The following is a 13,586-nucleotide window of genomic DNA, read 5'->3' as shown; positions in this document are numbered from 1 at the left end:
TCAGAAGGTCAGTACTTTGTCGGCAGCCAGGGTCCATTGAGCCAGCATCGCCAGGGTGCCGACCTCAATCCCTTCGATCAGTGGCAGGGCGGTGATGCCCCGGGCATCGGTGCAGGTTTTGCACAGGCGAATGGTGACGCCCTGAGCCAGCAGGATCTCCAGCATTTGGCGCAGGTTGTACCCTTCGGCCGGTGCCTGACCGGCCAGTGCCGCACTCACCGCATCTGACAACAGGAACAGCTTCAGGCTGGCGTCACCCTGTTCGCTCAGGGCGATAGCGAGACGCAGGGCATTGAACAGGGATTCGCTGCCATAGGGGGCGCCATTGGCGATCACCACAATCTGTTGATTCATAAGAGACTCCTGATTCTAAAAAGCGTCATTGTAGAACCAACCGGATGACGATAGCGTGATGTCGCACAACTTCTGTCGCACCTTTTCCCTGCTTGCTTGACCCGTTAGCGAAACACGGTTCTTATGGTCAGTTCGCAAACATGACCGGGTGAATCGAGATGTGGAAAAGTGTAGGAATAGGGTTGCTGCTGTTGGCGGGTCATGCCTATGGCAGTGAAGCTGTCGGCTGCAAGGCTCGTCTGCAGGCCGTCAACGACCAACTGGTGTTTGCCAAAGCTCACAACAATGCCGGACAGATTGCCGGCCTGGAACAGGCCGCGCGCAATATCAAGGCCAACTGCACCGATGAGGGGCTGCTCAAGGAGCAGAAAGAGCGGGTTCACAAGCTGCGTGGCGAGGTGGGCGAACGCCTGCTCGAGTTGTAGGAGGCGAGAGTGAGTGGCAAGCCGGAGAAAATTGCCAAGCAACAGGCCAAGCTGGAGGAGTCCCAGACCAGGATGCTGGAGGCCCAGCGGGAGCTGGACAAGCTGAGTCGATTGATCGGCAAGTGATGGCCAGTTGCTGAACACAGGATCAAAAAAGGCCGATTGCTCGGCCTTTTTTTGTTTTACTGTCGGTGCATCCGCACAAACGTCCCCATCAACTGATCTTCGGTTTCCACATGAGCAGGATTCCGGATGATGCAGTCTGCGAGTTGCAGACGCTGATGCCTGAGTTACTGCCGGTGCATCCGGACGAACTTTTCCATCAGCTGATCTTCGGTTTCCACATGAGCGGGATCCCAGATGATGCAGTCGATAGGGCAGACACTGATACAGGTCGGCTTCTCATAGTGACCGACGCACTCGGTGCAGCGACTTGGGTCGATTTCGTAAATCTCCTCACCCAGGCTGATGGCCTGGTTCGGACACTCGGGATCACACATGTCACAGTTGATGCACTTGTCGGTGATGAGCAGTGCCATCTCAGGCGGCCGAGTGGGGCTGACGGGTATCCTGACGCTCACCGAGGTTGCGCAGCAGGATGCCGTAGTTCACGTCCACTTCCTTCGGCACCGGCACATAGACTACGTGGCCGTTGCCCGGTGCGGTGTCGATGAGTTCGCCCTTGCGGTTCTGCATCTGCTCCAGATTGAAGCTGAGGTTGCCCTGCGGGGTCATCAGCTCCAGGCTGTTGCCCACCAGGAACTTGTTCTTCACCTCGACTTCCACCATGTCACCGTTGCGACCGGTGATCTCGCCGACGAACTGCTGGGTGTCGGAGACGGAGTAACCGTAGTCGTAGTTCTGGTATTCGCTGTGGTTGTGACGGCGCAGGAACCCCTCGGTGTAGCCGCGGTGGGCCAGATTCTCGAGGGTGCCCATCAGGCTGCGATCGAACGGGCGACCTGCCACTGCATCGTCGATCGCCTTGCGATAGACCTGCGCAGTACGGGCGCAGTAGTAGAAGGATTTGGTACGACCTTCGATTTTCAGCGAGTGAACGCCCATCCTGGTCAGTCGCTCGACATGCTCGACGGCGCGCAAGTCCTTGGAGTTCATGATGTAGGTGCCGTGTTCGTCTTCGAACGCGCTCATGTACTCGCCCGGGCGGTTGGACTCTTCCAGCAGCACCAGCGCATCGGTCGGCTTGCCAAGTCCCAGGGTGTTGTCCGGACGCACGGCGATCGGCTCCTGACGGTGGACGATCTGGCCTACCTCATCTTCTTTACCTTCGTGCACCTTGTACTCCCAGCGGCAGGAGTTGGTGCAGGTGCCCTGGTTGGGGTCACGCTTGTTGATGTAGCCAGACAGCAGGCAGCGGCCGGAGTAGGCCATGCACAGTGCCCCGTGGACGAACACTTCCAGCTCCATCTCCGGCACCTGCATGCGGATCTCCTCGATCTCGTCGAGCGACAGTTCTCGGGAGAGGATGACCCGGGTCAGGCCCATCTGATGCCAGAATTTCACCGTGGCCCAGTTGACTGCGTTGGCCTGCACCGAGAGGTGAATGGGCATATCCGGAAAGGCTTCACGCATCATCATGATGAGACCGGGATCGGACATGATCAGCGCATCCGGCTTCATCTCCACCACCGGGCGCATATCGCGGATAAAGGTCTTGAGCTTGGAGTTGTGGGGCTGGATGTTGGCCACCACGTAGAACTGCTTGCCCAGGGCATGGGCTTCGTTGATGCCGAGTTGCAGATTCTCGTGATCAAATTCGTTGTTACGTACCCGCAGGCTGTAGCGGGGCTGGCCGGCATAGACGGCATCGGCACCATAGGCATAGGCGTAACGCATGTTCTTGAGGGAACCTGCGGGGGAGAGCAATTCTGGTTTAAACATGGCTGACTCTTTATGTCTGATTGCAAATCAGGACGACGCCACCTGATGGCATCGTATGGCTTGAGCTGCGGGGGGAGTAGATACTCGGACCGCTACCCGATAACGGCATATCCGGGCTGTACGTTTATAAACAATATGCGCCGGATAAACGGGGTGCGAGATTGTACTCGTCCTCACCGTATCATGCAATTTGGCAGGGGCTGGAGTCGACGTGATCAATGGGGCCTTTCAGGCCAAGCGTGAGAGGGGGGAGGGCATGGCATGGGCATAGCCCTGCTGATAGTCACAGCCGAGCTGGTTGGCGATCTCGATGTGTTGCTGGGTTTCAATCCCTTCGCACACCACCTTCATTCCGAGCCGCTGCAAGTACTCTACCAGGCCGGTTAGCATCCGTAGGGCATGGCTACTCTTGGTTGCTTGCAGCAACAGGGAGCGGTCCAGCTTGATGATCTCGTAAGGCATCGCCAGCATGCGCTGGAAGTTGCACTCCAGGGCGCCAAAGTCATCGCACGCGATATGGGCACCGTGGCTACGCAGCACCTCGATCAGGGCCAACGCCTTGCGCTGTAGCGGGGCGTACTCCACTACTTCGAACCATATGTCGATCCCCACCTTGCGCGCCTGCATCAGCACCAGTAATAACAGGTTCTGATAGGTGGGGCTGTTCAGTGCCGGGTTGAGATTGATGGAGAGGAAACAGGGACCGTTTTTCGCCAGAGTCGGTAGATCACGCATGATGGCTCTAAGCATGACGATGTCCAGATGTAGAGACTGCTCCTCACTGAGGGACGCAAAGTCGATGCCATGATAGTTCTGCCGGGCAGGCTCCCAGCGTCTGGCCAGTACCTCGTAACCCTTGACCTGATGATCCTGGCCAATGATTGGCTGATAAAAGGGCATGGCAAGATCGGCTACTGCGATGCTTGCCATGTCACTTATTGGGTACTCTTCTCGAAATGCAAACACGGCACTCACCTGTTGACTGATAAGGGGTGCGGATAATACAGCAGAGATGCGTGAGAAAGCCTGTAGGAATTGTCTGATATGTCGGCGGTGTTTTTTGAAGTCAATATCAGAATATTCTGATTAACAGTGGTTCATGTGACTCGTAAAGTAGTGTCATCGATATCCTTTCGGGTGGTTTGCAAAAATATATAAATTTCCACAACGTAGGGAAAATAAAAATCTCGCAGCAGTTTTTTGGATAAAAATTTATGAGGAAGTTCATTTCAATTCTTTTCTGCTTAATATGTGGAAATGTTTTTGCATCAGCTGAAATAAGTATTGGCACGCTCTATGATTACATGTCAGGACAACAGAGCACCTATTTGAAACGGGTTCGTAATCAGGGTGATGCAACAGCCTTTGTAAAGGTGGCCATCCATGAAATCACCTATGACAGTGATGGTATGCCACAGGAGTCGCCGGAGCTGACAGAAGGTAATCGAGCACTGGTTGCAAGTCCTTCCAGGCTCATTATTCCGGCAAGTGGTGTGCAGGCAACCCGTTTTCTGTTTATGGGAGATCGCGATAAAGAGCGCTACTTCAGGGTTCGGTTTATTCCTGTGTTGCCCAGAGCAGAAGACAGCTTTGATATTGATGCCGGTGCTATTCAGAAAGAACAACAACAGGTCTCCGCTGGTGTAAATATATTGACCGGATTCGGCTCAATCCTGTTCGTGATGCCAAGAAAAAGTCACTTTGATACCCAAATTATTGAAGATGAGAAGATGACCACCATCATCAATAAAGGCAACACAACACTCATACTGGATTTTTTTGAAGAATGTAATGAACGGAAAACAAATTGTTCCAGCCCGACCAAGATTCATCTGCTGCCAAATATGAAAAAGCAGTTGATGAAGAAGAGCGATCGCCTCTATCGATTTGTGCTGATAGAGGGCGACAAGAGTAGAAACATGGTGATTGGTCACTGATGTTTCTTATATCCGAGAGAGGAGAGAGTAATGAAAGTATGGATAGCTGCGCCCCTGGCCATGCTGGTGTCGGCCAATCTGATGGCTGCCGAACGTGTCGAGCATCAGGTCACCGTGACCGCCCAGATCCCGACCGAAGCTTTCTATGTGCAGCCGACCGGCGGGGACAACTGGATGAGCACCCCGCAGAAGCTGGCCTACAACCCTTATACCAAGAAGCTGGACAAGCTGAGCAAACAGCTGGATGCCAAGAGCACGATCGGCGCCATCACTGGCTACCTGACCAACCCGGCCGTGATGGCCAGCGGCAACGACAACATTCCCCTGACCGTTAAGGTGGGTGGTGTCGCCCTGTCGACCACCTCCGTTGAAGTAATGAAGGCTGATGATGCCAAGACCGGCAAGTTGTTGGGGCTGGAAGTGATCCCGGTGGATGCCCCGGTCACTGGCTACAAGCCAGGCAACTACCAGGGGGTAGTGAACATGATATTTGAATCGGAAGCCCCTAAAGGCGGCGCATAAGCCGATTGATGGAGGCTCCCTGTATCGGGGGAGCCTTTTTGTCTGTGCTTAGAAGAGCGAGATAGGTCGTGTCGTATTTCTCTTTCCTGTTGATCCTGGTTGCATTGTGTGTACCGGCCTGGGCTACGGGGGGGCATGTTGCACAACCCCTTGACCTGCTACAACAAGCAGAAGATTTGCCTGATGGTTTTGCCGACTACTTCTTCGGCGTCCCGCTGACGGTGCGCATCCTGGTGGATGGGCAACTGTTGGGGGAAGGCGAGATAGTGCTGGGCAAAGACACCAGTGTACAACTACTGGCTCTGACCGACGGCCACGAGAGCGAGTTGGAAGAACGGGACCGCCAGCGCTGGAGCAAGGTGTTGACGGCATCCCATCGACTGGGCCCATGTCAGAATCAGTGTACCGACGAAGTGCTGGCGCTGGAGTACAGCCTGGAGAACTCCCAGTTGTCGGTGCTGACGGCCGGTGCCGAGAAGGGGCAGCCGCTGACCCGTTATCACAACCTGCCCAGCGGGGGCAGCTATGGCGCCCTGTTGCGCCACCAGTTGAACCTGATCCAGGGGGAAGGGGAGCAGCGCAGTGGCCGTTACAACCTGATGGCACAGGGCAGCATAGGACAGTGGACTCCGCTGCTGGAGGGAGAAGTGAGCCAGTCTGGCAGCGGGCAGGCGGCTCAGCATCATGTGCAGCAACTTTATGCCGAACACGAAGGTACAGGACATTTCTATCGGCTGGGCTACTTCTCGCCCTATGCCCAGGGGCTGGTGCGTCAGCCCGCCCTGTTTGGCGGCGGCACTCCGACCGTGCTGGGGGTCATGCTGGGTGACTCCGACACCCTGTTGATAGAGCAGGGCCAAGTCAGTACCACACCTGTCTATGTCACCCCGAGCCGACCCGGCATGGTCGAGATCTATCGAGATGGGCAGCTCATCAACTCGCAGCAGGTGCTCTCCGGCTTGCAGGCGCTGGATACCAAAGTGCTGCCCACCGGCATCTACGAGGTGGAGCTGCATGTGCTGGAAGATGGCCAAGTCACCGAGCGGCGCAGAGAGATGATCTACAAGCCGATGAACTGGCAAAACCCGGATGAAAGCTGGCGCTTCAACCTGTTTGTGGGCCAGCAGACCCGCTTGTTCAGCAACTGGGAGGAGGACACGGCCCGGCCTCTGAGCAGCGGCGTCATGCTCAACCATCTGCTCACCCCTTCGGTGGTAGTCGGGGCCTCCAGCCAGTATATCGACCAGCGCTGGCAGCATGGTCTCTCTGCCGACTGGAGCCTGGATAAACAGTGGCGGTTGTTTGGCAACCTGATGGCGACACAGGCGCTGGGCAGCGGCTTCGATCTGCAGGCTTTGTACCATTATGGCGAAGGTAGCCTGGTGCTGAGCCACCAGCAGCAGCGCCAGCATGGGAAAGTCGGAGAGGAGAGCCGTGACCTCAAGCAGAGCAACCTGTCGTTGCAGCAGCGGCTCGATGAGTGCCACTCCGCCAACTTTTATCTGGCACACCAGGTGGGGCGGGGGCTGGGGGCCGATCTGGGCTGGCGTTACAACGGAGAGTTGCTTGGTCATACGGTGAGTTGGAACCTGACGGTGTTTGACCGGCCAGGTAGCATCAGTACCGATCATGCGAGGGACAGGGGCGGCATGCTCTCCCTGAGCATGAATCTGGGAGGAGAGCATAGCCTACTGGCCATCGGTATCGGCAGTCGAACCTCTCGTTCCGGTGGGCAGGAGCGCAACGCTTCCCTCGGGTACCAGCAACAGTTGGAGTGGGGCGCACTGCAGAGCGTGGGGGCCAACTTGACTACCGACAGTTACGGCGTCGGCACGGCAGGCTACGCCAAGTTTCAGGGGGCGTTGGTCAGTGGTGATGCCCACCTGCAATCATCCTCCTATAACCGGGCGCTGAGCGGGGGGCTCAACCTCGACAGTACCCTGGCGTTTGGCGATGAGGGCAGCTTGACCATGACAGGTCAATCGCAAGGGTTCGAGGCGGGCATGATAGTGGACCTGGAGTCCGATATGCCCGAGCTGACTCTGCGCGCCGATGACGATCAGGGTAGCAATATCAAGTTGCGGCCCGGTCGCAATCTGATACCCGTAGCCGCCTATCGCAGCGGTGCCGTGCAGCTGGATCTGGCAGAGCACGATGCGCCCTCGGTGAGCATTCGCCCCAACGTGCTGCCCTATCATCTCAACAAGGGGGGGGTGGCCTATCACAAAGTCAGGGTCATGCAGACAGTAACCGTCATCGGTCGATTGTTGGATGAGAAGGGCGATCCCTTGAGAGGCGCCATGGTGGTCAACCACGCGGGCCGCACAGTCAGCGAGGCAGATGGCTTCTTTGCGGTGGAGATGAGTGAGCGCAATCCCAGCTTGCAGGTGGAATATCAGGGAGCACAGCAGTGCGATCTGGCGCTGGACACGGCCCGAGCCGAACGCCAACAGGCTGTGTTGTTACTGGGTGATCTAGTTTGCAGTACCCAGGCCTGGGCCAGTCAATAAATGCTTGAGCAGGAAGAGATAATGAGAGCTGGTGCGATGTACGGATATTGGTGGTTAATAGCAGGCTTGCTCTTTGGATTTCCATGTCAGGCTGCAGTCGTTAAAGTGACCGCTGAATATAAGCCTGCAGTCTATGATGCTGATAATGGAACCTTTGTTAGCACTACAAAATGTGTGAAAACCAGTGAGGGAATGTGGCTTTCATCCTGTAGTGGCGGTGTAATGTCACTTGATAGCTTATTATTTTCATTAAAAACTAAAGTAAAGCGAAATGTGATAAAGGATTTTTCAAATACAAGGGATTCCTTTGTTTCTCTAAGTTCGTTGGGAAACAAAACCATGATTATTACATCTGATAAAGGGCAACAGTTCTCGGTTTTATTTAAGCCTGATAAGTTAGGAGTACATTTTGATTCTGTTGTCAATCAAAATGATGGCTGGAAAATATACAATACATCCTTTACAAATCCTCGAGGTGGATGTCGCTATCTTGAGCGGCAGGTTGCAGGATATATTAATCTAACCTCTTGGATCGTATTATGGGGAGATGTTGGGGGGAAATCTTGTTATACAGGACTATCTGTGGATGGCACGTCTAATATACAAGCGATGTTTTTCGGTTTTAAAATAACACCACCCTCCCCACTGAAAATGCCAAATGGAATTTATACCGGTTCGATAATTCTCTCTGTAGGCCAAAATAAAGATATCGATCTTGGTAATGGGGTATATGAAGATAATCAACTGATAATAGAATTGACATTAAAAGTTCAACATCAAATAAAGGTAGAGTTTCCTCCTGGTGGTGACAAAGTCGTGTTGCAACCTCCTGGTGGATGGCATGACTGGATTTATCGTGGGAAATCACATATTCCTCCCTATTTGATAGCGGAGTTACCATATCGACTATGGAGTAGTTCAGATTTTAATGTCTGGCTGAACTGCCAGTATGCCATTGGTGAAGTCTGTATGCTGAATAATGAAAGGCTCGGGATGCAAGTCAAACTTGATGTGATTTATGTAAATAAATCAAAAGAAGAGTTTCCTTTGACGCATGGCGTTAAGAAGCTATTCACAGCAGGTATAAAAGACCCATATTACATAAATGAAGAACGCAGCATCATCTTTAAAGTGCAAAAGCCAGTTCTGGCCTTGATGATGGAATATCCGGGCAGCACTTATAAAGGTAATGTAACCCTTATTTATGATGCCGCGATTTAAGGCTCGGGTGATTCACCAAGGTCAAGGTTCAGGCCAGCCCTTGCTCTTTGGCATAGTGAAACAGGTCGCTATCGCTTTGCAGGCCGAGGCGTACCATGGCGCTCTTTTTCTGGGTGCTGATGGTCTTGACGCTGCGATGCAGGTACTCGGCCACCTGGGTGACAGACATTCCACTGGCTAATAAACGCACGACTTCACTCTCTCTTGGTGTCAGTTGCTGTGATTGGGCCGGGTTAACCATACCGCTTTCCGCCAATAACATTTTCACTGAGTGGCCAAGATATTTTTGGCCCGATAAGACATGGCGAATGGCATCCGATAATTCACTGATGACGGCTTTCTTCAATAATATTCCGCTGACCCCAAGCTGCAGCAAGGCTTGGAGTATCCCGGCATTCTGTATCTGTGTCAGCACGATAATCGAGAGTCCCGGGTAGCTTCTTTTTAAATTTTGGAGCATCACCAGGCCATCACTGCGAGAGTCACCAGGCATACTAAAATCAGTTATCAAGAGATTGCATTGGTGTTGCTGCAATGTTTTGAATAATTCGGAGACCTGATGTGCCTCGGCAACAATTTCGCAACCTGGTTGGTGTTGTGCAATAAGGCTGCGGATCCCGGTCAGTATAAGCGGATGATCGTCGGCAAGAATGATCTTGGAAGACATAGATGAGCCCTATATGAATATTACAATAATATTTACACTAGCAAACATTTCATTTCTATACTACTTTACGCGACCTTTTTTAGTATTCAGATAATGCTCTCTCCTTCAGAAATCGTACAGTGAGTCGTCTTCATATGAACATATACCGATGCATAGTCGCCATAATGATATGTCATTTCTGCATATTCACGACGTCTGCCTCTGCTCATAAAAACAACTCATTACCAACAATAAAAGTCGGGTTATTAACTGGAGGATGGGGGCCATTTCAGCGGTGGGATGGACATAATGCCAGCGGTTTCAGTGTTGAATTGATCACGACCCTGGCAAGGAATCTTGATTATCATATTGAATGGAAAACATATCCTGACTGGAACCAGCTATACGTAGCGAGTTGTAAAGGGCAATTGGATATTATGCTGGACTCTTTTCGATCGGAAGAGAGTGAGTGCGTGACCTATAGTCGGCCTTATTATTCTTCACCGACCGTGGTAGTAGTGCGGCATGATTCACCTTTGTTTAAAAATGTCAGTGGTTTGAATAAATCGCGCATTGCGATAGAAGCAGGATTTCTGACTGAAAAGCTGGTGAGAGCGCATTATCCAGAGGTACAGCGACTGCTGTTTCAAGACACTGACATGGCACTCCAGGCCGTATTGGACAAGCGGGCCGATGCCTATATCGGCAATTTGCATGTCACGAATCAGTTTATTGCCCAGCATCCAGAACTGGCAGTGGTCGCCCAGGCTCCCTTGTTGATGGAGAGCCTGCATCTGGGAATAAGCAAACATAACTCTAGGCTGGGGGTTCGCTTTGATACAGCGATCCAGGCGCTGAGCATTGAAGAGCGCAGCGCTCTGGAACAACGCTGGTTGAGCGACAATAACCTTAACTTTCAGGGGCATAGTGGTTTTTTACTGCGACCGGATGAACGTGACTGGCTTGCGAGCCTGCCCCCCCTTAAGTTGAGCTTTATTCCCAAGTGGATACCGTTCTCCTACTCAGATGGTGACGGTAAGCTCACAGGATTGATCGGCGATTACATGAATGTCTTCAAAGACAAGCTAGGACTTGCCTATCAATATCGCGTTGATCAGAGTTGGCCTGAATTGTTACAGGGATTGCTGCATCAAGATGCGGATATTGCTGTCATCCCGACCCGAATAATCAAGCGTATTAGCGGTTGGCAGATTAGCCAGCCGATTGCTTCGTTTCCTGTTGTGATCGCCATGTCTCGTGCGAGTAGTACGTTTGGGGGATTTGCAGAATTGGTGGGCAAGCATTTGGTGGTTACCGATAGCTTGCTGGTTGCAGAGCTGCGTGCTCGTATTCCTGATATCAGGACTACTGTGGTTTCCGGCCCGAAAGAGGGACTAGCCATGGTTGCGTCTGGTCGCGGAGACGCTTACATAGGCAATCTTGCAGTGATATCTCGACTCATCAATGAGCAGTTTGATGACAGCCTGCATATTGTTGCGCCGACGCCTTTCAGAGATGAGCTGGCCGTAGCGGTGCGTGAGCCTTACACCCCCTTGCTGCCTTTGATTAACAGGGTGCTCGCCAGCATGAGTGACAAGGAGAAACAGCAGATCCGCAATAGCTGGTTGGCATTGAACTACAGCGAGGGGATCCCTTGGCATAAATTAATCAGAACTCTGATCCCTATAGGTATCGGGATTGCCCTGTTTATCCTGATACTCTCGGTGGCTTACTGGCGGCTACGTCAGGAGATAGTTCGTCGTCGTCAGGTCGAGGCTGCACTCGCCATGGCCAAGGCAAAGGCTGAGTCGGCCGCCACCCAGAAAGGGGAGTTTCTGGCCACCATGAGCCACGAAATTCGCACGCCCATGAATGGTATCGTCGGCATGGCGGAGCAACTCACCTTCACCGAACTGACCCTGGAGCAGCGCCAGATGGTGGAGATCATCAACCGTGGGGCTCAGGGGCTGCATGCACTGATCGACAATGTGCTCGACTACGCTAAGCTGGAGGCGGGCAAGATGCAGCTCGAGCAAACCCCGTTTCTTCTGCGTGAGCTGATTGACAGTGTGCTGACCATGACGGTGAGCGAGGTACACCGCAAGGGGCTCCGCGTCTACTTGTGGGCTGATGCCGGAGTTGCGGCCCGGGTAAGCGGCGATGCGCTGCGTTTGCGTCAGATCCTCTTCAACTTTGTCAGCAATGCCATCAAATTTACCGAGCGGGGCTTTATCGAGATTTCGGTGCAACTGCTGGCACAGGGGGAGGGGCAACAGCAATTGCGCTTCGGTGTGCGCGATAGTGGCATCGGCATGACACCCGAAGCGCGTGACCGGATCTTTAATGCCTTTGAACAGGCTGAGAGCTCCACCACCCGCAGTTATGGTGGCAGTGGCCTGGGGCTTAGCATCTGCCAGACCCTGGCCAACTTGATGGGGGGCGAGATCCGGCTGGAGAGTGCCCCGGGGCTAGGTACCTTTATCACATTGACAGTCACGCTGCCTGTTCTGGCACAGCGAGAGCCGGATCTCCGTCTCAATGGCCTGCAAGCCAGCATTGAACTGCATGACGATAAGCTGTGTCACACCCTGTTACTGCATCTTGACGCGCTGGGAGTCACGCGAACGTCGCCCCCTGATAATGCTCAGTTGCGTTTCAGTGACCATGACCTGGCGGCTGAGGGCGTTATCCGGGTGCTGCCACTGGCCACCCCTCTTGGCTATCGCAGTGATGAGAAGGGTTACATTCTCAACAGCAATCCCATGACCTGGCATGCAGTGCGGGAAGTCTGCTATCGCCAGCTGGCCTTGAGCGATGAGATTGTTACGCAAGCGATACAAAAGAGCGCAGAGTGCGAGCCCATGCTGCCCTGTAGGGTTCTGCTGGTGGAAGATAATCCCCTTAACCAGCAGCTGGTGATACGCCAGCTCGGGCAGCTCAAGCTGAACTGCGAACTGGCTGAGCATGGCCAGCAAGCCCTCGAGATGGTCGCGCAGTATCCCTATGATCTGGTGCTCTGTGACTGCCAGATGCCGGTGATGGATGGCTATGAGTTCACGCGCAGGGTACGGGCTGGGGAGGATAAGAAGCGCTTGCTGATCATTGCCATGACGGCCAATGTCATGCCTGAGCAGGCTGAACGCTGCTTTGCCGCCGGCATGGATGATTTGCTGGGCAAGCCGGTGCTGCTGGATGGTTTGCGTCAGATGCTGCAAAAGTGGCGTATCTTGCCATCACCATCCTTGATTGATGTCGCGGCCATGGCGGCTTTTTTTGGCCAAGGTGACAAGTTGCGGCAGATGTTCCCACTCTTTCGTCAGGAGCTTGAGCAAGCGATGGGGCAGCAACCACAGGATGACAAGGCTCTGGCTAATTGGGTTCATCGTCAGGCAGGAACTGTCAGTATGATGATGGCGCCGCAGCTGGCTGAAGAGGCATGGCGATTGGAAGAAAAAATCCGCCAGTTTGGATCGTCAGCTTGTACTGACGAGCTGACACGCTTTCGTGCCCAACTACAGCAAATCATCGGGGAGCTGATGCGTTTAAGCGAACAGTATGAAGAGTCAGTTGTTGTCGAGGGAAAACTGGAGTAGGGGAAACTGCTCACTCATAAAATCGCGGGGTGTATGGCCATTACCTGCGCCAGCCAGCCACTTCCAGTCCAGTTTTGGTGAGCCGGCTTTGAAGCGCTGATAGGCAATACCCTTGTGAACTGTCAGAAAAAGAGTCGTAGGGAGTCCCAGCTTGTTGCTGTAGCGCACCATCAGATCGCCCTGATAGTCGTTGCTGATTCTGATTTTGAGTGCCTGCAGTGTCAGACCTGTTGCGTGGCCATGCTCATCCCAGACTTCAAACATGATGTGAACACTCTGATGTTGATGATGCCACGATGAGCAAGCTGGGATGCAATTGCAACTGTCAGATCTGACAAGGGCGGAAAGGTGAATTGGCGATAAAGCGAAAACCCGGCGCTAGGCCGGGTTTTCTGAATGATGGTGGAGGGAGAAGGATTCGAACCTTCGAAGGCAGAGCCGTCAGATTTACAGTCTGATCCCTTTGGCCGCTCGGG

At 53.4% G+C, this 13,586-nt stretch carries 11 protein-coding genes and 1 pseudogene; 6 read left to right on the top strand and 6 right to left on the bottom strand.

Annotated features, from left to right (window positions below; all coding sequences use genetic code 11):
- A complete protein-coding gene (locus G5149_RS08695) occupies positions 1-354 on the bottom strand; it encodes a DsrE/DsrF/TusD sulfur relay family protein (RefSeq protein ID WP_216978255.1) in 354 nt (117 codons plus the stop codon).
- A 158-nt stretch (positions 355-512) separates the two neighbouring features.
- On the opposite strand from G5149_RS08695, the pseudogene G5149_RS08690 reads away from it, so the two are divergent.
- Positions 513-905: pseudogene (locus G5149_RS08690) on the top strand (DUF1090 domain-containing protein).
- Between the two features lie 164 nt (positions 906-1,069).
- On the opposite strand, the gene G5149_RS08685 reads toward G5149_RS08690, so the two are convergent.
- From G5149_RS08685 to G5149_RS08675, 3 genes are all read right to left on the bottom strand, one after another.
- Entirely contained in the window at positions 1,070-1,318 is a 249-nt protein-coding gene (locus tag G5149_RS08685) for a YfhL family 4Fe-4S dicluster ferredoxin (RefSeq protein WP_005334896.1), read from the bottom strand.
- 1 nt (position 1,319) lies between these two features.
- Positions 1,320-2,681 carry a tRNA 5-hydroxyuridine modification protein YegQ gene (yegQ, locus tag G5149_RS08680; protein WP_421212264.1) on the bottom strand — a complete coding sequence of 454 codons (1,362 nt, stop codon included), beginning with the start codon at positions 2,679-2,681 and terminating at the stop codon, positions 1,320-1,322.
- Between the two features lie 228 nt (positions 2,682-2,909).
- Positions 2,910-3,647, bottom strand: coding sequence for an EAL domain-containing protein (locus tag G5149_RS08675; protein WP_421212263.1), 738 nt, complete (start codon positions 3,645-3,647; stop codon positions 2,910-2,912).
- 248 nt (positions 3,648-3,895) lie between these two features.
- Between G5149_RS08675 and G5149_RS08670 the strand changes: the two genes are divergently transcribed.
- From G5149_RS08670 to G5149_RS08655, 4 genes are all read left to right on the top strand, one after another.
- Positions 3,896-4,618: a hypothetical protein gene (locus G5149_RS08670; RefSeq protein ID WP_216978259.1), complete on the top strand. Its 723-nt coding sequence runs from the start codon at positions 3,896-3,898 to the stop codon at positions 4,616-4,618.
- Positions 4,619-4,648: 30 nt separating this feature from the next.
- Complete coding sequence (locus tag G5149_RS08665; protein WP_216978260.1) at positions 4,649-5,140, top strand: CS1 type fimbrial major subunit; 492 nt, start codon at positions 4,649-4,651, stop codon at positions 5,138-5,140.
- Between the two features lie 68 nt (positions 5,141-5,208).
- Entirely contained in the window at positions 5,209-7,650 is a 2,442-nt protein-coding gene (locus G5149_RS08660; protein WP_421212262.1) for a CS1-pili formation C-terminal domain-containing protein, read from the top strand.
- Positions 7,651-7,671: 21 nt separating this feature from the next.
- Positions 7,672-8,871 carry a hypothetical protein gene (locus G5149_RS08655; protein WP_216978262.1) on the top strand — a complete coding sequence of 400 codons (1,200 nt, stop codon included), beginning with the start codon at positions 7,672-7,674 and terminating at the stop codon, positions 8,869-8,871.
- Positions 8,872-8,899: 28 nt separating this feature from the next.
- Here the strand turns inward: G5149_RS08655 and G5149_RS08650 are convergent, their stop codons facing one another.
- Complete coding sequence (locus G5149_RS08650) at positions 8,900-9,538, bottom strand: response regulator (protein WP_216978263.1); 639 nt, start codon at positions 9,536-9,538, stop codon at positions 8,900-8,902.
- Positions 9,539-9,702: 164 nt separating this feature from the next.
- Between G5149_RS08650 and G5149_RS08645 the strand changes: the two genes are divergently transcribed.
- Positions 9,703-13,110, top strand: a complete 3,408-nt coding sequence (locus G5149_RS08645; protein ID WP_254204437.1) for an ATP-binding protein — start codon at positions 9,703-9,705, stop codon at positions 13,108-13,110.
- Here the strand turns inward: G5149_RS08645 and G5149_RS08640 are convergent.
- Complete coding sequence (locus G5149_RS08640; RefSeq protein WP_337072401.1) at positions 13,081-13,374, bottom strand: hypothetical protein; 294 nt, start codon at positions 13,372-13,374, stop codon at positions 13,081-13,083. The genes G5149_RS08645 and G5149_RS08640 overlap by 30 nt on opposite strands.
- Positions 13,375-13,586: the final 212 nt, after the last annotated feature.

The sequence above is a fragment of the Aeromonas sp. 600479 genome (assembly GCF_049175515.1).
Classification (GTDB): Bacteria; Pseudomonadota; Gammaproteobacteria; order Enterobacterales; family Aeromonadaceae; genus Aeromonas; species Aeromonas veronii_A.
Note: the sequence above shows the minus strand (reverse complement) of the source record. Positions and strands in the feature narration are given on the sequence as shown.